The following is a 21484-nucleotide window of genomic DNA, read 5'->3' on the forward strand; positions in this document are numbered from 1 at the left end:
TTAAGAATTAACTCCGTTCGTTTGGCAATATATAAAGCGATTGAGTCAGTTTTACCTGAATAATTTTCCAAATGGGAAGCTTGATTTTCAAAAAACATATCTAATAAATAAAGATTAAGCTCTATTTCACCATATTTATCTTTAGTTACTTTTACATGATGAGTGATACGCCCACTTAAGTCTCGCATATCCATCATCATCCATCCTGGTGTATCATGATACATTTTCGATACCTTCAATATTTGTTTTTTTATCTCTTCACGTTTAAATTTTAAATCAGATTCATCTTCAAGTAGTTGAAAATAAAGTTGTTCGCTCAATAACTCATTTTTACTTATAAGTTTGAGTAAAAGTTTGTCTTTTTCTTTTGAGGGTAATTCTAAAATTGCCTTTTCGAGTTCTTTAGGTAGCTTTGCCATTAATAAAGATAAATTATGCTACTGATAAAAACACCAAAACCTCTGAAAGGTTCAGAGGTTTTGCATGTAAAATTCTAAAACGAATTTAAGTTATTTCGCACTTACAATTTCTACGTTAAAAATAAGCGGTGCATAAGGCGGAATGGTCGTATTACTACCATTTACACCATAACCTAAGGTTGATGGAAATACGAGCACAGCTTTTTCGCCCACCCGCATTTTTAATAATCCTTCTTCAAAACCTTTTACTACTGCTCCATCTCCTAATCCTACTGTTAATTGACCAGAATCAAATTGTTTGCCAGTAGAGGCTAAATAGCCCGTGTATTTTACAACTGTCGATAAGCCTACTTTTAGCTGAGTACCCGTTGGTGCTTCAAGAGTGCGTAAGAAGCGAAGACCAGTTGAGGTTTTTTCAGTTAGAGGAAGTTTTGCTGCTGCTACATAATCATCAATGATCTGATCTTCAGAACGAAGTTTTACTAACTCTAAATCTAATTTGAGTACTGAATTAGCAGGAACTGTCACACTCGCTTGCGAACCAAATCCTAACTGCGAAGGAATAAGGAAGGTACCTCGTTCACCTTCTTTTAAAATAGACATTGCCTCTAGAAAACCAGCTATTACATTGGCTGCTCCTAAAGTAATTTTTGCTGGTTCGTTCTTTAATCTTGAAGTACTATCAATACGAGTACCATCAAGTAGATAAAGGAAATAGTGAAAAGTTACTTCATCTCCTACTTGTGCATTTCGCCCTAAAGTTGGTTTATTAACCGAATACCAAACCCCCGTAGCGGTGTTGAGCATCTGAAGATTCTTTTGTTTTATATAATCAGATATAGCCTGAGCATCTCTTTTATTGGTGGCTTCGATATTATTTTCTAAGAAACCACTACATGAACTTACAAACAAACCAAAACCTACTAAAACAAATAATAAGGCAATCTTCTTCATCTCTATTTTACTATTAATTTAAAATATAACGAGCCAAATTTTTAGAACTTGGCTCGTAGTGATTATTTAACATCTAATATTTCCATTTCAAAAATCAATGAGCTGAAAGGTTCGATTGGACCCCCACCTTGTTCGCCATAAGCTAAACTCGAAGGGATGAAGATAATGCTTTTTTCGCCTTTCTTCATTAATAATAATGCTTGTTCCCAACCCGGAATCACTGCTCCTTGACCTACTGTTACTTGGAATTTTGGACCAGGCTTACCTACTGAACTATCAAATACCTTTCCGTTCATTAGTTTACCTGTATAATCAACCGTTACAACTTGTCCTGCTTTGATTAAATCACCTGTACCTTCTTTAACAACGGTATGATAGATACCATATTGTGTTTTAGTTGCATTTGGAAAGTTTTTCTTTGCAAATTCTTCCATTAATTTTGCTTCGTTGTTCTTTTTCTCATTTTGAGCCTTCTGGAAATCTTCACGAGTTTGTGTAGATTTGATTTTAACGATGAATTTTAAATCAGACCCTTTCGTGATACCCGGAGGAATGGTTTGTCCCATACGTGTGAAAAGTGAGTCGGCATTCACAAAAACAGTGGCACTATCTCCTTCTGTAAGGTGCATAAGTGCGTTTTCGAATGAACCCTTATACAAACCTGGCTGAGCAACCATAGTGATTGGTTGTTTACGCTTGTAAGTATCTTCGAAAGTAGAGTCGATAGAAGACTTAATCACTAAATCGAAGGTTAACATATCGCCAGTTTTAATCTTTTTTCCTTTACCTGCTTCGTGAATTTGGTATTTTGAGCCATCTGGGTCTTCTGTAACCTTAAATTGATTACAAGAGAAAAGAAGGCTTGTTGCAGCTGCAACGCTCAATGTTGTTTTAAAAAATTTTGTCATTGAAATTGGTATATTAATATTGAATTTAAGCTTTGTAAAATTATTTTATTTGAAATTTAATTGCCCACTAACTGCTCTTTATATTGTGGTAGTAAGGCTAAAAATTGCTCTACAGTTTTCTCAAGTGATTCACTCGAACGCCCTCCTGCTGCATTTTTATGACCGCCTCCATTAAAGTGAGTACGAGCTAATTCGCTTACCGAAAAATCATCTACCGAACGCAATGAAATTCGAATCATATCTTCTTTTTCGGTAAAAATAGCGGCCATGATTACACCTTTGATAGAAAGCCCATAATTCACTACTCCTTCAGTATCTCCATTTTTTGAGCTAAATCTACTTAATTCCTCTTTCGAAATAGCCATGTAAGCCACATTGTATTCAGGAAGATAAGTGAGTTTTTCTCCTAAAACAAATCCTAAAAATTTCATTCGGTCGAATGAATTACTATCAAAAATCCTTCTGTGGATGCCATTCGAATGAATGCCGACAGCAATTAATTCGCCGGCAATTCGGTGTACTTCTTGCGTAGTACTATCAAATCTGAACGACCCCGTGTCTGTAACAAGACCCGCATAAAGACATTCTGCAGTTGGAATATCAATCAGTTCTTTATCGCCAAGTTTTTCAATTAACTCATAAATTAACTCACAAGTAGCTGCGGCTCGCTCATTCCAGAAAACATAATCGGCAAAGGCTTCAGGTTGTTGGTGGTGGTCAACTAAAACTTTTTTTGCAGGTGCTTGGCGAACAAATGCTTCCATACTTTTGATTCGATTAAGAATCGAAAAGTCTAGACAGAAAATCATTTCTGCATTTGCGATAAGCTTTTTGGCAGTTTCGTGTCGTTCTCCCTCAAAATTAATTACATCACTTTCACCCGACATCCACCTTAAGAAATCCGGATAATCAGTTGGGGTGATTACTGTAGGATGGTGTCCTTTTTTCTTTAGGTATGCGGCTAAGCCCAACGATGAGCCAAGTGCGTCGGCATCGGGGTTTTGATGGGTAGTAATGACAATTTTTCGAGGTACACTCAGAAAATCGTTGAACGACTGTAATTTTTGATTTGACTCTGTAAAAAAATCTCGCATAACCCTGCAAATGTACAAAGTTATGATGGTAATTCAAAAATGACATAGAAGACTATGATAAAGGAAGATAATTTTACAAATATTAAATTTAGTATTTGACTGTATTTTAGTTGAAGATAATTAATTTTGGCAATCAATAAGGTTTTTATAAAAAGTTTTAAAAATGCTTTGTTTGCCAAAATCATATTGCAATGTATAATTGAAAAAACTATTTTTAACCCTATCTCTAATGAAACGACTAATCTTTTTACTTTTTTTAATAGGATTTGGAGCTTCAGCTCAAAAAAAAGAAACACCAACTACCTCAAAAAAACCTAAACTTGTATTAGGTATCATGGTTGACCAAATGCGTTATGACTACCTTTATCGCTACTACGATAAATATACTGAAGGTGGGTTCAAGCGTTTAATGAATGAAGGGTTCAACTGTAAAAACAATCATTATCATTATGCTAATACAATAACTGGCCCAGGACACGCCGCTGTTTACACAGGCTCGGTTCCAGCAGTAAATGGTATTATTGGTAATGAATGGTACGACCCACTTGCTAATCGCTCGGTATATGTAGCCGAGGATACAACTGTAAAAGCAGTTGGAACAGAGGCTTCTGCCGTTGAAGGAAAGCGTTCGCCTGTAAATATGCACACAACTACCATTACCGACCAGTTGAAGATTGCTACCGAGTTTCGCTCTAAAGTAATTGGGATTGCAATCAAAGATAGAGGAGGTATTTTACCAGCAGGCCACAGTGCCGATGCGGCTTATTGGTTTGATGCGAAGTCAGGAAATTGGATTTCGAGTACTTATTATATGAATGAGCTACCAAAGTGGGTTCAAGATTTTAATGCTCAGAAGTGGCCAGATAAACTAATTGCTCAAAAGTGGACCACTCTTTTACCGATTAAAGAATACACTGAAAGTGAAGAAGATGACCAAGAATATGAGAATGTTCTCTCGGGTGAAAAATCGCCTGTTTTCCCTCATTCTTTAGCGAATATTTCTGCATTACTTACTTCGGCTTACGGAAATACGCTTACGAAAGAAATGACTTTGGCTACGCTTAAAAATGAAAAAATGGGGCAAAGTAAAGAAACAGATTTTCTTTGTGTAAGTTTCTCAACTCCTGATTATGTAGGACATGCCACAGGTACTCATTCTATTGAAATAGAAGATACCTATCTACGTCTTGACCGCGATATTGCTGAAGTATTGAAAAATTTAGATATGACTTTAGGCAAAGGTAATTATACAGTATTTCTTACCGCTGACCACGGGGTAGCTGATGTAGCTGGATTCTTGAAAAAGCATAAAATTCCATCGGGTATTGTAGAACTATCGAAAGAAATAAACTACCTAAATGGAGAAATGGTGGCTAAATTTGGTGAAGGTAAATGGATTAAAGCTCAAGATAACTACCAGTTATATCTTGATAAAGATTTGATGAAAAAGAAGAATGTTTCAATGGCTCAAGTTTATGAATTAGTCAAAGAAAAAATGCTCATTCTGGGTTCATCAGTTTATCAAGTTGTGAATATGCACGATATTGCTTCGGCAACTATTCCGCCCTACTATAAACCATTAATTGAGAATGTGTATAATCCAAAACGCAGTGGAGATATCATGATTTTATTTGAGCCTGCTTGGTATAGTGGTTATAAGAAAGGTACAACTCACGGTACAATGTGGCAATATGACCGCCACGTGCCTTTATTATGGTATGGATGGGGTGTTCAACAAGGCGAAACCGTTGAACAAACTTATATCGCCGATATTTCTGCTACTTTGGCAGCGATGTTGAATATTTTAGAACCAAATGGTTGCGTTGGTCAACCGATTAAGGAGGTTATCAAAAAGAAGTAAAAAGCAGATGATTAAGCATGATTTTGCTTTAAGAAATTGAAAAAATGATTGTTATTAAAGGAGTTCCACTCCGAAAAATACAAGGAATTACGCTCTTTCCGTTTATTATTGTGCGTTCTAAAAAGCCTAGTAAAGTGCTGATTAATCATGAAATGATTCATATCAGACAGCAATTAGAACTGCTAATTTTACCATTTTATATTTGGTATGTAGGAGAGTGGCTTTTTCATTATTTTCGTTGTAGAAAATTTTGGCAAGCGTATCGAAAAATTAGTTTCGAATGTGAAGCTTATGATAATGAAGAAGATTTTGAGTATTTGCAAAAAAGAAGGTTCTGGAATTTCCTTAAATATTTTTAAGAATAAAGTCAGACTCCGCATTTGCAGAGTCTGACTTTATTCTTTTTACTGCTTTCGGTTCAATAAAATGCCATTGACAATGAAATATTGAGCAACGATATAAGTAATCATTATCCAAAAGCCAGAAAGGGGTATTGCTATTGCAAATTTATTGATAGCAATTAGCGAGTCAGAAATGATAAAAAGGATAGCTCCAATCAATACTTGCTGAAAGCTATTGGTGGAACTTGTCCGCTCGGAGGCTGTTATTCCCATCAGACTAATCGCACAAGCATAGACAATTACTGGAGCTTTGAATGCTGCTGGAATACTTCCGAATAAAAAAGTTAGCAGTGAAATGACATAAATAATAAATGGTATTCTCCTAATATGCTGAGTTTTCCCTTGCTTTCGAAAAACAAAAGCGTAAGATAATTGAGATACTAAAAATGAACCTAAACCTAAAAGAAAAAACTGCGGATTTTTTCCTTGAAACATGAGAAAAGTATCGCCCAAACAAGAAAAAACCAAAGCAATAATCATGATTCTATCGACAGTATTTAGGCTTGTTTTTACATGCTGAAAATAAAAAATAGCCAAAGTAATCATGAGCAATGGCTTTGTCAGAAAATTAAGCCATTCAAGTCCCAAAAAGCCTGAAAAAATGTTGGTTATGCCGAGAATGGCATAAGTAATGGTTTCGTTACGATTCATGTTTAGGGTTGTTTAGTTGTATCCCGATGACTTCTGCAAGCATAATAGCCTTTTCCATAGGTTTGAAATCTACATTAGCAAGTATGTCTGTTGGGCGATGTATATTAGGCATTCGACCGTTTTTGTTGAGTGCCGCCAAAGTAACAGATGGAATACCTGCTCTTTGAAACCATACAGAATCAAAATCGGCCGTGTGCCAAGCACCTGTTTTCACTTCTTGCAAAGCCGAATTATTCTGAGTGATTTCAGTGGCAATTTTTACTAAATCGTTATCATAGACAATATTTCCCCAGCTTCCTGTTTGAGTAATAATCTTTAAATCTCCACTACCTAGCGTATCAAAGTTGATAAGGTATGTTTCTTTGGTAAATGTTTCATAATGAGCTTTCATATAAGCCCTTGCACCAATCATTCCAACCTCTTCAGCTCCAGTTAAAACTAATTCTACATCAAGGTTTTCTAAATTTTTACGCCATAATTTGCGAGCAGTTTCAATAGCCGCCGCTACACCAGTTGCATTATCTGATGCACCATTAGAATAGCCAAGTCTAAAGAAATCAATACTCGCAGTGATGCCTTGAATCAGAAAATAAAGAGCCAAAACATTTGAAATAAGCAGTAAAAAATTGTTTGGAAGTAAAAACTGAGAAATAGCCAAAAACTGTGCTATCATCATGAGTATCAGACTTGTTTTGAGCGATTTTCTGAAATTTCCTACTATTTCAGGGCGATAAAGCAATGAAATGGGGGCGGTGTCCCAATGAGCCATTAAGATTAGTTTCTTGGGCTTGCTCGAGTTTTGATTTTTTACGACTAAATTATGAGATGTAACCAAGGGTGGAAAACTCGTGACAGGTGATGCATACCAGTTGAAATAAAGTAGCGACATCGTCACGAATATAAAAACTATGATTAAGCCAATAATTGTGGAGAAGTTTAGACAGATTAGTCCACCAGAAATTCCCAAAATTAACCACCAAACTACCGAAATATATGTTTTTGGAGTTCTAAATGACTCTTTACTTAAATGCTGATTTGTAAATAGACTCGATAAAAATTCCAATACAGGAGTTTCATTAGGTGTAGCTACCCCGCGGTTTGGAAATGAGGTTAATTGCTCAACAATTTGTTTGGCTGTCATAGTGTTTTGTCATGAATGGGTAGGATGAAATCTTAATTATTGTGCATCAAAAAATGCCTCAATTTCTTTCCAATTATAAAACCTATCGTAATCAGTTAGTAGTTGGTTATGAGTGGCGTTAAACATCAATGCTTTACCTTTAAATGGTTTAAGATTTTTCTCGTGGTCATCAATCAAATAATCTGCAGAAATAATAGTTTTATCGCCACAAAGAACAACGTTTTTCCAAGAAATGAAAGGAAAATGTTCTTCCAACCATTCAATTTTTTCTTTTAATGAATTAGGAAACTCTGTTGCTGCCGAGACAATAAATACCTCAAAACGGTCATGAAGTTTCTTTACAACTTCTATTGCATCGGGCATTACTTCCATATCTCTGAAAAAACCTGGTTCGAAGATTTTTTCTCTAATTACAGGGTAATATTGCTCATCTAAAACATCGAAATAGGCTTTCCCATCAAAATCTTCATCTTTAAAGTTAGTCCCTATGAGTTGGTTATAAGTTGCAAGGATTTTCTTTCCAGCGGCCGCCAATACGTCGTCCATATCAATTGCAATACGTTTTTTTGTCATTCTTATTAGATTTTGTTTTCCTGCTAAGATAATATTTTCATTTAAGGCAGACAAATTTTAGTTCTTATCAAATAATATTCTGTATTTTTTGGTGATTGTAAACTAATATTTTGTTAATTCCTTAAAACAAGTAAAAAAAAGTTGTTTTTTTGTTTAATAATTATTCAATAATTTTGTATTGAAAATCTTGCCTAGCTTATTTTTAATAAGCAAAAGTTTTCAATGTTATTGAAATGATAACAAAATTCTTTTTTTGATTAGTTAGGTAGCTATTAGAGGAAATAAACAATAAAAAAAATTAGTTGATTTTATTAAGTTTATTGGGTCGAAGGAAGTAGTTCTAGTTGATCAAAAGAATATCGTAACCCAAAAAGATAAAAAAAGCCCGAAATTTAATTTCGGGCTTTTTTTATTATTGAACTATAAGGTTGAAGTTAATATTCATATCGTCGCTACCGGGGGTAGGGGTACCATCTTTTACTTTTTTTCCATTGACTGGTGGTTGGTGGCGTAACTGAACTTTTAGTTGACCATTTCCAGCAGTAGTTGTTTTAGCGGTTCCAGTAAGCCCGATTACAAAACCATTTGTATCTTTATCTCCATATACATAAGTCAATAAATTACTCGGTGTTGGGGTATAAACAAACAAGTGTTCATCGCTTTCGGCACTCACCTCGTTGGTAATATCATTGATAGTACTTTTTGATTCGTCTAAAACCTGAATTGTGAGCGTGTATGTTGTGTTTGCTTTTAGACTGATGTTATCAATTGTTGGAGCTGCACCACCATCGCCATCAGGGTCATTAAACTTAAATGTTTGGGTTACTCCTCCACTAGTGAAATTAAGTTTTACGGTGGTTATTAATTCGTTTTCTTCTTGTGTTTCTATCGAATCCTTCTTACAGCTACTAATAAAAAGGCCTATGCTAATCAATAAGCTGAGAAGTAAATTTTGTTGTTTGGTCATTGTCTGAGATGAGTTTGTTTTTGTAATACTATTACTTTTGCATTATTGTTGCAAATATAGAAAACAAAAAATATTAATGCAATAGAGTTGCAAAAATTAAAATGAATATTTAACTCTTAAGGCCACATTACGACCAATTTCATCAGCAAAGTATCTGAAGCGATTGAGGTAATCACGATAGGATGTATTGAGTGCATTGTTGATGGTAATCGAAATATTAAATCTTGATTGTTGGCTTAATGTTATTTGCTGGCTTATGGTAGCACTCCAAAGCATATATGCCGCAGGAGGTGGGGCGAAATCACCACCGTATTCAGTGAATACAATTTCAGAACTAGGTATATCTGTAAAAATAATTTTCGTGGGAATTCTCTTTTGTTTCGCTACATATAAATGGGTCAGTGAAACGGAGGTATTTTTCTTTTCGAATCGGATAGTATTTTCCAGTCTATTAGCTGGAATCTGAATAAGTGGTTGTTGGTGAGTAATATCTTGAGCTTTTAGGTATGAAAGTTTAGAATTGAACGAAAAGTACTTGATAAACTGAAAGTTGGAGCTTAAATCAAAACCTTGAAAAAGAGCCTGCGTTTGAGTATAGATAAATTCTGGAAATGCCCCACGAATAGTTAGAGCGGGCCTTCCTGTTGGTGATAAAAAAATAAAATTTTGTATAAAATTATTATAGATATGTGCCTCAAATTGAATGTTTTTAGCAATATAGTTAGCCGTAAAAGAAGTATTCAAAGCTTTTTCGGGTTGTAAATTTTCATCTCCACGCTCAAAACTCGCAGCTCCATGATGTACTCCATCACTGTAGAGTTCGTTGACAGTTGCAGCACGCCATGCTGAACTAATATTAGTCAAGAAATTCCAGCGAGCATTGGGGCGATAATTAATACCAGCGGTGCCTGTAAAATTCTGATTATTTCTGATATCATGTTCAACACTTTGTGTACCTCTTGGAATTCGATAAACACTCAAATGTCGAAAATCATATCGAAACCCTGTTTCAATTTCCCATTGTTTTCTTACTATTCGTTCAATCAAGAATAGGCCAGATGTAAAGTTTTGGAAATTTGGAATCAATACCGTTGATGTGCGGGGTGCTGTGAGTGTACCTGTTGTGAGATTTTCTTGATAAAGAGAGTTGATGCCAATTGAACCCGTAAGGATTTTCAAAATTGGTTGGTGTTCAAAGAGTAACTCGCCAGTGTAGGTATTGAGTTTAAATAATTGAGTTAAATTTTTATCTCCTCTCAAAATATCTATTTCTCTTCTAAAATCGTATTGTTTACCCAATGTAAGACTCAAAATACCTTTTGTTATTTTAAGTGAATTTTTGAGTTTTAATAAATTGTGTTGAACATCTTGGTAAGGGCGGCCAATGTTATAGCTGAAGTTTTCGGGTGTATAAATGGCTAGGGGCGTTCCGCGTTTGATTGCATCAATGAGGTCAGTAACATTCCCTATATGTGAACCCGCAAAAACAGCTAATTGGGTATTAAATTGACTATAAAATACCTCAGAATTGAAGTTTCTTTTCTTGTAATTGGCTGATAAAGAATAATTTATTTCTTCGATTCCAGTATTGGCTAAGCGATAATTTGGGGTTGAAATATCACCGCCACGCTTGTATGTGCCTTGCAATCTCATACCGAAAGAATAGGGTATTTGGTATTTTGAATATTTCCTAATACCCCCTTCTAAAATACCTGAATTGACCGCCTGATGGCCATTTGAAAAGTATATACTATTTACTTCACCTTTTATGAGAGTAGAGTCGGGTAGGGCATCAGGTTCGAGCATAATTACACCCGCAATAGCATCGGAACCATAGCGAACTCCAGCGGCTCCTTTTAAAACGGTGATTTTTTTAGCAACAAATGGGTCTATTTCAGGGGCGTGTTCACTACCCCATTGTTGGCCTTCTTGTCTTACACCATTGTTCATAATCAAAACTCTATTCGAATGCATACCGTGAATAACAGGTTTAGCTATCGAACTTCCTGTTTGTAAGGTAGTTACGCCAGAAATCTGTTTCAATGCTTCTCCTAATGATTGTCCACGAGTTTGGTCAAGTGCCGTATTCTCAAGTAAGCTTTTATTTTGAGTCAGATTATCAATTTTTTGTGCTTTTATATCAATATTGGCTAAGTGTAGTTCGGTTTCGTTAAGTTTTATATTTTGTTCAGTTCCATGTTCTAAATTGATAGTGTAGCTTTTCTCTTCATACCCTACTATTCGGCCGATTATGGTGTATTTTCCTTGACAAAGATTAGAAATACGGTAAAAACCTTTACTATCTGTGCTTATGCCTTTGTTTAACTCCTTTATTAACACAACTGCTCCGATGATTGGCTGTTTGGTATTTTGGTCTTGAACAATACCTTGAATGAAGCAGTCACAGTCTTTTGAGTTTTGGGCTTGAATTTTCCCAGCACCCAAATTTAATAAAATGATGTATATAAGTAGTGTTCGCTTCATTTTTGGTTTTTGCACAATTTTAGACCTTTGTTGTAAGCAAATGCAACAGTATTGCAAATATAATAAAAAATCCTCGTCGAATTGTTCAACGAGGATTTTTTATGTTTTACAAGGAAGAGTTCGCTTTAAGCGAACTCTTCCTTGTAGTCTTCTTTCTTATTCTGCAACTCTTGAATAATATTTATTGTAAATAGCTTCATAGCGTTTCGCAGCTTCTTCTTGCTTATTGCGGCTACAAATATTACCAATAACTTGTAAGTTTCTTAAGCTAATCTGAATGTAGCTTTGTACGTTATCAGGCATCCATTCAGCACTTGTTATATTAGCTTTTTGAGTGAAGTAAGCCAAGTTTCCTTCGGCACGTTTAGCCAAAATCTCAGCAATTTCCATGGCTTTCTTCGAATCGCCAACTTCGAAATAATACATCACATAGTTCGTACAAAGTTGGTCATAAGGAATAACATTGTCAGGTAATACCTTGTTAGCATAGTCTAGTACCTCTTTCGCTTTCGCTTTTTTATCTTCTCTTACCAATTGGTCAACTAAACGCAAGAATGCTAAACGAGCAGTAATGATTGGAACTTTCAAGTACGTTTCTGAATCATAATATACGTTCTGATTATCCATGCCTCTCCATGCCATTTTCTTCATCATGTTGTTATACATTACTTCAGTATTGGCAAAGCCATCATCTCCTTGACTAACTTTTACGGGCAATAATCTGTAGGCATAGCCTTCCAACTGCATGTAATCTTTGAGGTTCAAGTAATTATCGTTGGCCAATGTTCCTGCAAAATAAATCGGACGTTTCCAGTTGTTTTGTGCAATCATTTCGAGCTGCATTAAATCATTCTTCAATAGGTCACGTTTGCCTATATTCCAAGTCATCTGACCAGTCATGTATGATTCAAATTCTTTTGGCACGAAGCCCATTTTCTTCACCGATTCAACATCATAATTTAAGAAGAGACTATCAGAAGGTAAAGAATTAATACTTTCCCCAGTTGTTAAAGGAATCTGAATGGCAGGGTCGTTTTTCTTCACTAATTCTAAATAATCCTTCAAGTTGATTGGGTCATTCAAACGTTCAACGAAAGGAATCTGGTCATTTACACCGCTCAATAATTGGTCTGTGCTAAATGTAATCGGTAAAGCTTCTGATAGGTAAGTTTTACGTTTCATTTGCTCGCAATACCAGTCTGTACCCAATAAACTTAGGTTACAAACACGTACGTCAGTACGGAAACCTTCTACTTCTTGAACATACCAAAGTGGGAAAGTATCATTATCTCCACCAGTGAAGAGAATTGCATTTGGAGCACAAGAATTTAATAAGTTTTTAGCAAAATCTACTTGGTGGTAGCGTCCTGAACGGTCATGACCTTTCCAAGTTTGTGGAAGCATGATAAGCGGAACCGCCAATCCAACTACCGTTGCGGCCACAGCTCTACTTTGCGAGTTTTTGATAAATTTCAATACATAATCAAACAAGCCTAAAACGCCAAGGCCAATCCAAATAGCCCAAATATAGAACGAACCTACATAGATATAGTCACGTTCACGTGGTTCTACTGGAGGAGAATTGAGGTAAACAACTAAACCAATACCAGTAAAAATAAATAATAAGAACATAATGAGTGCATCACGCTCACGTCGGAAATAGTGATACAGTAAGCCCAAAATACCTAAAATTACGGGTAAACCAAAGAAGTTGGTACGACCACGATTTTCTTTAATCGCTGGAGGTAGGTTGTTTTTAGACTCAAAAATATTAGTTGGCCCAGCTCCTTCGATATCGCTTGAGCGTCCCCAGAAATTCCAAGCAAAATAACGCCAATACATATAACCCATCTGACGCTTAATCATGTAGCCTAAGTTTGTGAAAAGCGTAGGTTTTTGGTCAGGAGAAAGCCCCATTTCTTGACGATAGATTTGTTGATGCCCACCATCTGTACTCCACATACGAGGCAATAGGCTTTCGCTGTTTGGTCCCCAAATGTAGTTTGGCTTATAATCGTAGATTTCGTATTTGTCTTTGCCCATTTTGTAGATAGGCTCACCATTTTCGATTGATTCTAATTTACCTGTGAAAACAGGACCATAAAGTAATGGGCGGCTACCATATTGTTCACGCTTCAAATATGAAACGTAGTTCAGAACGTTGCTTGGGTTATTTTCGTTGATTGGTGGGTTGTAGTTCGAACGAATCAAGGCGATTGTATAAGAAGAATATCCAATCAATACAAATGCAAATGAAATCAATGCGGTGTTGGCAATAACCATTCCTTTTTTCTGTGTGTAGAAAATTCCGTAAGAAAGAGATGAAACTAATAAAATTACGAAGAAAATGATACCAGAACTGAATGGTAAACCGAATGTATTAACAAATAATTTTTCGAAAGTAAAACCAAGTGATGGGAAACCTGTAATAACACCAACGTTTACCACACCTAAAACAACCATACCTATTAAGAAAGCAGTAATACCGCCTTTCCAAGTGATTTTTTTTGCTTTTTTGTAATAATATACTAAGCCTAATGCAGGAATCGTAACGAGGTTAAGTAAGTGAACACCAATCGAAAGACCCACTAAATAAGCAGTAAAAATTAAGAAACGATTAGCTTGTGCTTCATCTTCAATAATTTCCCAACGGAAAGCAGCCCAGATTACAATAGCTGTAAAGAAAGACGACATTCCGTAAACCTCAGCCTCAACTGCCGAAAACCAAAATGAATCAGAAAAAGCATATACTAATGAGCCTACTGCACTAGCACCAAGCACAAGAATGATTTGTGTAGTATCAAGTTCTTCTCCTTTTTTGCCGAAAACCTTACGAGCTAAAAGTGAGATTGTCCAGAACATAAATAAAATAGTGAAGGCACTGGCAATAACTGAAACCATGTTGACCATCAAAGCCACTTTCGTTACATCGCTTCCAGCTAACAAAGAAGCCATGCGGCCAATTAATAAGAATAAAGGTGCACCAGCTGGGTGTGGAACTTGTAGTTTATAAGAACAAGCAATAAACTCTCCGCAGTCCCAAAAGCTGGCGGTAGGTTCAACGGTGAGTGTATAAGTAATAAGTGAAACGGCAAAAACCGCCCATCCGACGATGTTATTGAGCCTTGTGAAATTGTTCATTTTTTGAGATTAGTGAATGAATATTCTCTTGATGCTTCAAAATTAGGCAATTTGATGGATAATTGCGTAGAAAAGGTTCTTAAATTATCTTAAAAGCCGCTAAGTAGAAATCATTATTAAGCGTTTTTGGATTCAATATTAGGGTTTTGATACAAATTTGTCTATTACTGAGTACTTATTTGTTTTACTCTTTTATCGGCATTGGCCGCACTTTTCCCCCAATCAGCCACAGCTTTTAATACTGGAATAAGTGTTTTTCCGAATTCTGTCAGTTCATAATCTACTTTTAAGGGAGGTTTACTCGTATGTACAGTTCTACTTATTAAGCCATCTTCTTCCAATTCTTTTAGTTGAAGGCTAATGGTTCTTTCGGTAACCATCGGTAGTTCTTTTCTTAATTCATTATAACGTTTTCTTTCAATTAAATGAATGAGAATCACTGCTTTCCATTTTCCTCCTATATATTTCATGGTTAGGCTTGTACTACAAGGATATTCTTTATTATCAAAACAATATTTCATATACTATCATTTTTAACCGTTATTGCAAAGATAAATTACTATACTTAGTTTTGCAACTATAAATATTATAGTATAAAATTTAAAAACTAATCATGGATTTTTTAGCATTAGCAAAAAGTAGATATACTACAAAAAAGTATAACCCCTCTAAAAAGGTTTCGGAGGCAGATATTGAAGCATTAAAAGAGATTATTCGATTAAGTCCATCATCTATCAATAGCCAGCCTTGGAAGTTTTATTTTGTTTCTGAAAATAGTCTGAAAAGCAGTTTAGCAGATGCGTCTATTTTCAATAAACCTAAGGTTGATGACGCAAGTCACGTCGTAGTTTTCTGTGCAATTGATGATGTGCAATTATTTGAAGAGAAAATTCAGAAGAATTTGCCTGAAGGTGCAGTAGCTTATTACAAACAACACATCAAACCTCTTTCTGAAGCTGAGATTAAATCTTGGTTTGGGCATCAAGTATATCTTGCATTGGGTTTCTTTTTAAGTGCCTGTGCCGCTATGGGAATAGACTCTACGCCAATGGAAGGAATTGAAAACGAAAAATATGCCGAAATTTTAAAACTTGAAGGGTATAAGCCTCTATTTGCAGTGGCTATTGGTTATAGAAATGTAGAAGATGCGAATCAGCCAAGTGTGAAGCCTAAATATAGATTTGTGGCAGAAGATGTGGTAGAAAGTATTTGATGTAATATTTAAACAAAAATCCCTTTATCAAACGATAAAGGGATTTTTATTTTCTCTTATTAATGGAAGAAGTCTTTCATTTTATCAAAAATACTTCTATCATTTTTATCTGCTTTAGGCTGAAAACTAGGCGAAATTCTTAGTTTTTCAAGAATCGCTCGTTCTTCGGTAGTCAAAGAAGTAGGTGTAAATACACTTACATGAATCAATTGGTCGCCAACGCCGTAGCTATTTAATTCTTTGAGCCCTTTACCCTTCAGACGTAATATTTCACCAGATTGCGTTCCTGCTTTGATGTTGATTTTTACCTTTCCACCCACAGTTGGTACTTCAACTTCTTTTCCAAGGGCTACATCAGCAAAATTCATGCGTAATTCATAAACAATATTACCGCCATCACGCTTTAATTCTGGATGTTCTTCTTCTTCGATTACAATCAATAAATCGCCAGCAATACCACCTCTGGTAGGCACATTACCCTTGCCTGACATTGATAGCTGCATACCTTCGGCTACACCAGCAGGAATCTTAATTGAAAGCAAATCTTCATTAAGCTGACGGCCTTCTCCGAAACAAACATCGCAACGCTCAGTGACAACCTTACCCTCTCCTTGACAAGTAGGACACGGACTGGTTGAAACCATTTGGCCCAGCATAGTATTAACTACTTTACGCACTTGCCCTTGTCCGTTACAAGTCGAACAGGTCTTCAATGAATTACCATTTTTCGAGCCGTTTCCGCTACAAGTATTACAAGCAACGTAGCGTTTTACTTTTATTTTTTTCTCAACACCATTGGCAATTTCTTCTAAATTAAGCTTAAGCTTAATTCTTAAATCTGAGCCCTTTCTTACGCTTGGGCCACCACGGCGGCCACCACCACCACCACCGAAGAAACTACTAAATGGACTATCTTCACCAAAAACACTTCCGAAAATATCTTCCATGTTTACGCCACCGCCACCGAAGCCACTCGCTCCGCCTACACCTTGATGCCCAAACTGGTCGTAACGTTGGCGTTTTTCAGGGTCTGATAATACGCCGTAAGCTTCGGCAATTTCTTTAAATTTTTCCTCAGCAGCTTTATCCCCAGGGTTTTTATCTGGGTGATATTGAATAGCCAGTTTTCTGTAGGCTTTCTTTAAATCATCTTCTGATGCATTTTTAGTAACGCCCAGTACTTCATAAAAATCTTTCTTCTGTGCCATTTTTGTATGAATTAAGAACCAAGAATGTAGAACTAAGCATTGAAATACTAACCTAAAAGGTTGTTTTAATCCTTAATTTTTAATTCTCAATTCTTCATTATTTTATGAACCCACTACCACTTTTGCGTAGCGAATTACTTTTTCGTTTAGGTAATACCCTTTTTCTACTTCGTCGATTACTTTTCCTTTGTTTTCATCGCCTGCCGCAAATTGCGTAATACATTCGTGAAGTTCAACATCAAATTCTTTACCTTTAGCGTCCATGGCCTTTACACCTTTATTGGCTAAAGTCTTTTGGAATTTGTTGAAAATCAATGCGATACCTTCTTTCAAAGGCTCAACTTCTGAAACTGTTTCGAATGATTTATTAGCACGCTCGAAATCATCAATAATCGGAATGAGTTCTTTGATAAGCCCCTCTGCCGCATTCTGAATCAAATCTACCTTTTCTTTGGATGTACGACGACGGAAGTTTTCAAAGTCGGCATACAAACGTAAATATTTATCTTTTGCTTCGGCAAGTTGTGCTTCAAGTGATGCAGATTCAGACTCCGCTCCATTTCCTTCATTCGCTTCTTCTGCAACTACAGTTTGTTCTTCTACGTTTTCGTTGGTCTCTACGGTTGTTTGCTCAGTTGCTTCTTCTTTATTCTCTGCCATTTTGTAATCTATTTTATTTTGTGCAAATTTCGACAATTATTTTGCCAATAAGAAATTTACTGACAAGATGTCAGAAAAAAGCTTTTTTATTACCTTTAGAAAATGACATTTCATAAATGGCACGGCATAGTTATTAATTTTATCAAGGAAAATTTATTAAACTAAACAAATTAATGGAAAGAATTAACGTTTCGACAGGAGCAAAGTGGGAAGACATTATCGGATATTCTCGTGCAGTAAAAGTGGGAAATATGATTGAGGTGACTGGTACGGTAGCCACCGATGGTAGTGGAGAATTGGTAGGAAAAGGCGATGTTTACCTGCAAACAAAGTTTATTATTTTGAAAGTAGAAAAAGTGCTCGAACAATTGGGGGCGTCTTTGAAAGATGTAGTGCGTACACGTATTTATGCTACAGATATTTCTAAATGGGAAGAAATAGGTAAAGCTCACGGTGAATTTTTCGGTACTATTAAGCCATGCACAACGATGGTACAAGTTGGTGCATTGATTGGTGCTGATTATTTGGTAGAAATTGAATTTTCGGCAATAGTTGGAGCGTAACTTGGGTAGTAGAGACGTTTCATGAAACGTCTCTACGAATATAATATCAAACTAAATTATTTCTAATGGCGTAGGCTACTAAACCTGCCGTGTTTTTGAGGCCTAATTTTTCCATCATTCTTAGACGATGGCCCTCGACAGTTCTTGGGCTCAACGAAACAATATCGCCAATTTCAGCCGTCGTAAGTCCTTCGCATATATACTTTAAGATCTGTATTTCTCGTTCCGATAAGTCGGTTTTATAATTAAAGATTTTGCTTTCTTGTTGGGTTTTACGATTCATTTTTCGGAGCATAATTTTACTCACAAAATCGCTAAAATAGATATCCGTTTCATTAACTTTTCGGATAGCCTTTTCAACCTCTTCTGGGTCTGTATCTTTCAATAAATATCCGTTTGCTCCGATTTCCATCAAATGCAATACAAATTGGTCTTCATCTTGCATTGATAAGATAAGTACTTTAGTATCAGGAAATTGAGCTTTGATTATTTCGGTTGTTTTAATGCCATCGAGCACAGGCATTTGCAAATCTAATAAGACAACATCAATAGTTTTGCTTGGAAGTTTATCAATAAATTCTTGGCCATTGGTGGCCTCCATTACTACCTCAAAATCGGGTACTTGCTGGAGTATTGAAATCATTCCTTTGCGAAATAGGTTGTGGTCGTCGACCACTGCTAATTGTATTTTCGGCATACGTAAGAGACAATTTTAAGCAATTGGAATTTCTATTTTCGTGATGGTGCCACTGCCAATATTCGATTGAATATCAATCTGTCCATTAATAACGCTTAAGCGGCTTTCCATATTTCTTAAACCTAAACCACGTTTGGGGTCGTTGCGAACGGCATTGAAATCGAACCCCTTACCATTATCAGTAAAAGTAAATATTATGTTTTTATCTTGAATACCCAATTTCAAGGATATTTCGCTGGCATCTGCGTGTTTGAGTGCATTATTTACTAGCTCTTGAATGAGGCGATAAATCGTAAGTTCTATTTTTTTATCGAATCTTTGCTTTTGATTAATGCCCTCATAGCTGAAAGAAAACTCGCTAGTTGAGGCTAAGTGTACTTTCTGAATGAATTCATCAATTGATAGTATCAGGCCAAATTCTTCAAGTGTGCTTGGCACGAGTTCTTTTGAAATACGGCGTACTTGTCCAATGGATTGTTCTAAAAGTTCACGAGTTTGTTTGCCCATCACCGCTAAATCTTCGGCGTTATCTAGTTTACGCAAAAGCTGATTGAAACTCATCTTTGTTACCGAAAGCATGGCTCCAACTTCATCGTGCAAATCTTTGGCAATTCTGATGCGTTCAACTTCTTGTACTTCAAGAGCAGATTCGAGCATTTGGCGTTGCATCTCATCTTTAAGCTCTTGCATAGCTTTTTGTTGTAGTAGGTCTCGTTTGAGTTGTCGTTGCTGATAGTAGGCCACAAAAATTACCAAGACAACTCCCATCAGTAATAGTATGCCAGAGCCGATTACGATTAGCGTAGAAGAGTCATTGGTATTAATCATGGTTTGTTTTCAGGAATTTTTAATTCGTATAAAATTAGTTTTTTTCGTATTTGCTGACAAAAAAAACTACACAAATTAATGTTCTACAAAGAATATTGATAACCGAAATAAAATCATAAAAAAGTGTGAATTTTTCATGTGGTGCAGTTGATGAGAGTATTTGTTCACCAAAAAGGAAAATTATTATGCTACCAGTTGAATAAATTGTGAGTGTAGCACAGAGCCAAAATGGTGGATGTGCAAGAATATTTTTTACTGATGTTTCTGAAAGGAGTGTGTGAAAATAAAGAAATACCAAAATCATATAGCATAGCCTATTGAATACATAAGGTATAAACGCAAATTCGGTTGCTCTGAATTTGAATATGCCAATGCTAAGTACTGTTATGAGAAGCATCAGTAAAAGTTTTTTCTTCATGGATTGCTTGAATAGCATCCAAAAAATAAAACACATACCAGAAGCCTCAACGATTTCTAGTATGTTAAAGATATGAAGGTTATTCGTCCACTTAACCGACAGCCATGTGGAGTAAATATCACCAATAAAATGAATTACTGAGAAATAAAATAATGTTTTAATCTCTTTTGATAAATACTTATAGAAGATTATACCAACTATAACAGGAAAAATCGTAATGATGTCAGATGTTGCCGTTATTGGGTATTTGCTGTATAAATACATGTATCTTTCCCACATAGGCTTATTTTTATTGTTCGTTACAAGCCTGAGGACAAGGTAAGCCTCCACCAACACCTCCACCACTTGGGTCATCTTTTAAAGACGACGAATCTATATCAATATCGTTTCCATTTTCATCGACAGGTACTAAGAATAATCGTGGACGTAGTTTCCCGCCATCCTTAATATTACCATCATTATCTTCTGGAGCATGTCCATAGTAGATTCTGATTCCTGCTACTTCTTTTCCGCCAGTATTTTTTAATAATTTTTCAATAAGGTTTTTTCCAAAAAGCTCAGCTCTTCTTACATCACCATTATCGTCGTGGAATACTTCTGAGGCTGCTTTTTTACTCTTTACATGTGTTACATGGTTTTTAACATGACCTTGGATGTCTTTTTTATTGAAAAAACTCCCTGCGTTGAGGATTCTATCTTTCATGGTTTTGTGATTGTAATAGTTTTATGTTAAAAGAACAAATTTATAATTTGAACTATTCAAAAATAAGTATAATTGAGTTGATTTGCAAAGTGCTAAAGAGTTGAATGTATGCTTAAGTTGTTTATTATTAAATAGTTATGTTTATGTTTTTGTTAAATCTTAGTAGAATTACTTATTGAAATACGTATTTTTACGTATTTCAATCTTCGTAAAATACGGATTTAAACTTCAAACAAAAACCCCTCAAATCTTCGCAGAATGAGGGGTTTGGTACTGATGCCAATCTTAATTCAGAAAAAAATTATATTTTTTTCACGTTGACAGCATTTAAACCTTTGCGACCATCGATGACGTTGTATTCTATACGGTCGTTTTCACGAACCTTTACGCCGCCAAGGCCTGTCACGTGAAGGAAGATTTCTTGCCCTGAAGCATCATCTACAACGAATCCGAATCCTTTTGTTTCGTTGAAGAATTTTACTGTACCTGTTTGCATTGAAAATGTAAAAATTAAAAGAGTAAATAAATTACTTGCAATATACGCGTTTTTTATCAAAAAACAAGTTTTTGAGTAAATTATATTTGTATTTATTTTATAAT

General features: G+C 35.7%; 22 protein-coding genes. 4 read left to right on the plus strand and 18 right to left on the minus strand.

The window, feature by feature from the left end:
- The 4 genes from A6M55_RS01825 to A6M55_RS01840 form a co-directional block, all read right to left on the minus strand.
- The coding region (locus A6M55_RS01825; protein WP_064196266.1) for a hypothetical protein at positions 1–419 on the minus strand (419 nt) is incomplete at its 3' end.
- Between the two features lie 90 nt (positions 420–509).
- The gene (locus A6M55_RS01830; RefSeq protein ID WP_064196267.1) at positions 510–1373 is read right to left on the minus strand and encodes an FKBP-type peptidyl-prolyl cis-trans isomerase; all 864 of its coding nucleotides are present in this window, start codon (positions 1371–1373) and stop codon (positions 510–512) included.
- 62 nt (positions 1374–1435) lie between these two features.
- Entirely contained in the window at positions 1436–2281 is an 846-nt protein-coding gene (locus A6M55_RS01835) for an FKBP-type peptidyl-prolyl cis-trans isomerase (protein ID WP_015029601.1), read from the minus strand.
- 56 nt (positions 2282–2337) lie between these two features.
- Positions 2338–3375, minus strand: coding sequence for a bifunctional oligoribonuclease/PAP phosphatase NrnA (locus A6M55_RS01840; RefSeq protein WP_015029602.1), 1038 nt, complete (start codon positions 3373–3375; stop codon positions 2338–2340).
- 229 nt (positions 3376–3604) lie between these two features.
- On the opposite strand from A6M55_RS01840, the gene pafA reads away from it, so the two are divergent.
- Together pafA and A6M55_RS01850 are read left to right on the plus strand one after the other, a co-directional pair.
- A complete protein-coding gene (pafA, locus tag A6M55_RS01845) occupies positions 3605–5236 on the plus strand; it encodes an alkaline phosphatase PafA (protein ID WP_015029603.1) in 1632 nt (543 codons plus the stop codon).
- 44 nt (positions 5237–5280) lie between these two features.
- The gene (locus A6M55_RS01850; RefSeq protein ID WP_015029604.1) at positions 5281–5595 is read left to right on the plus strand and encodes a hypothetical protein; all 315 of its coding nucleotides are present in this window, start codon (positions 5281–5283) and stop codon (positions 5593–5595) included.
- A gap of 45 nt (positions 5596–5640) precedes the next feature.
- Here the strand turns inward: A6M55_RS01850 and A6M55_RS01855 are convergent, their stop codons facing one another.
- The 7 genes from A6M55_RS01855 to A6M55_RS01885 form a co-directional block, all read right to left on the minus strand.
- The gene (locus A6M55_RS01855; RefSeq protein ID WP_064196268.1) at positions 5641–6288 is read right to left on the minus strand and encodes a lysoplasmalogenase; all 648 of its coding nucleotides are present in this window, start codon (positions 6286–6288) and stop codon (positions 5641–5643) included.
- Positions 6278–7429: a M28 family metallopeptidase gene (locus A6M55_RS01860; protein WP_015029606.1), complete on the minus strand. Its 1152-nt coding sequence runs from the start codon at positions 7427–7429 to the stop codon at positions 6278–6280. Before A6M55_RS01860 ends, A6M55_RS01855 begins: the two co-directional genes overlap by 11 nt.
- A gap of 36 nt (positions 7430–7465) precedes the next feature.
- Entirely contained in the window at positions 7466–8002 is a 537-nt protein-coding gene (locus tag A6M55_RS01865; RefSeq protein ID WP_041694103.1) for a 5' nucleotidase, NT5C type, read from the minus strand.
- Positions 8003–8414: 412 nt separating this feature from the next.
- Complete coding sequence (locus A6M55_RS01870; protein WP_064196269.1) at positions 8415–8969, minus strand: hypothetical protein; 555 nt, start codon at positions 8967–8969, stop codon at positions 8415–8417.
- A 96-nt stretch (positions 8970–9065) separates the two neighbouring features.
- Positions 9066–11453: a TonB-dependent receptor gene (locus A6M55_RS01875; RefSeq protein ID WP_064196274.1), complete on the minus strand. Its 2388-nt coding sequence runs from the start codon at positions 11451–11453 to the stop codon at positions 9066–9068.
- A 156-nt stretch (positions 11454–11609) separates the two neighbouring features.
- Positions 11610–14594 carry a DUF2723 domain-containing protein gene (locus A6M55_RS01880; protein ID WP_064196270.1) on the minus strand — a complete coding sequence of 995 codons (2985 nt, stop codon included), beginning with the start codon at positions 14592–14594 and terminating at the stop codon, positions 11610–11612.
- Between the two features lie 164 nt (positions 14595–14758).
- The gene (locus tag A6M55_RS01885) at positions 14759–15115 is read right to left on the minus strand and encodes a helix-turn-helix domain-containing protein (protein WP_082892897.1); all 357 of its coding nucleotides are present in this window, start codon (positions 15113–15115) and stop codon (positions 14759–14761) included.
- Positions 15116–15207: 92 nt separating this feature from the next.
- On the opposite strand from A6M55_RS01885, the gene A6M55_RS01890 reads away from it, so the two are divergent.
- Positions 15208–15807 carry a nitroreductase family protein gene (locus A6M55_RS01890; protein ID WP_015029612.1) on the plus strand — a complete coding sequence of 200 codons (600 nt, stop codon included), beginning with the start codon at positions 15208–15210 and terminating at the stop codon, positions 15805–15807.
- A gap of 59 nt (positions 15808–15866) precedes the next feature.
- On the opposite strand, the gene dnaJ is transcribed toward A6M55_RS01890, so the two are convergent.
- Both dnaJ and A6M55_RS01900 read right to left on the minus strand, forming a co-directional pair.
- Positions 15867–17015: a molecular chaperone DnaJ gene (gene dnaJ, locus A6M55_RS01895; protein WP_064196271.1), complete on the minus strand. Its 1149-nt coding sequence runs from the start codon at positions 17013–17015 to the stop codon at positions 15867–15869.
- Between the two features lie 102 nt (positions 17016–17117).
- A complete protein-coding gene (locus tag A6M55_RS01900) occupies positions 17118–17675 on the minus strand; it encodes a nucleotide exchange factor GrpE (protein ID WP_015029614.1) in 558 nt (185 codons plus the stop codon).
- Between the two features lie 173 nt (positions 17676–17848).
- Between A6M55_RS01900 and A6M55_RS01905 the strand changes: the two genes are divergently transcribed.
- Positions 17849–18238, plus strand: a complete 390-nt coding sequence (locus tag A6M55_RS01905; protein WP_015029615.1) for a RidA family protein — start codon at positions 17849–17851, stop codon at positions 18236–18238.
- Positions 18239–18284: 46 nt separating this feature from the next.
- Here A6M55_RS01905 and A6M55_RS01910 read toward each other — a convergent pair whose 3' ends face one another.
- The 5 genes from A6M55_RS01910 to A6M55_RS01930 form a co-directional block, all read right to left on the minus strand.
- The gene (locus tag A6M55_RS01910) at positions 18285–18935 is read right to left on the minus strand and encodes a response regulator transcription factor (RefSeq protein WP_015029616.1); all 651 of its coding nucleotides are present in this window, start codon (positions 18933–18935) and stop codon (positions 18285–18287) included.
- Between the two features lie 15 nt (positions 18936–18950).
- Complete coding sequence (locus tag A6M55_RS01915) at positions 18951–19763, minus strand: sensor histidine kinase (protein WP_015029617.1); 813 nt, start codon at positions 19761–19763, stop codon at positions 18951–18953.
- A gap of 34 nt (positions 19764–19797) precedes the next feature.
- Positions 19798–20460, minus strand: a complete 663-nt coding sequence (locus tag A6M55_RS17265) for a hypothetical protein (protein ID WP_156510961.1) — start codon at positions 20458–20460, stop codon at positions 19798–19800.
- A 10-nt stretch (positions 20461–20470) separates the two neighbouring features.
- A complete protein-coding gene (locus A6M55_RS01925; protein ID WP_064196273.1) occupies positions 20471–20884 on the minus strand; it encodes a hypothetical protein in 414 nt (137 codons plus the stop codon).
- 301 nt (positions 20885–21185) lie between these two features.
- The gene (locus tag A6M55_RS01930) at positions 21186–21380 is read right to left on the minus strand and encodes a cold-shock protein (RefSeq protein WP_015029620.1); all 195 of its coding nucleotides are present in this window, start codon (positions 21378–21380) and stop codon (positions 21186–21188) included.
- Positions 21381–21484 lie beyond the last annotated feature (104 nt).

The sequence above is a fragment of the Emticicia sp. MM genome (genome assembly GCF_001649495.1).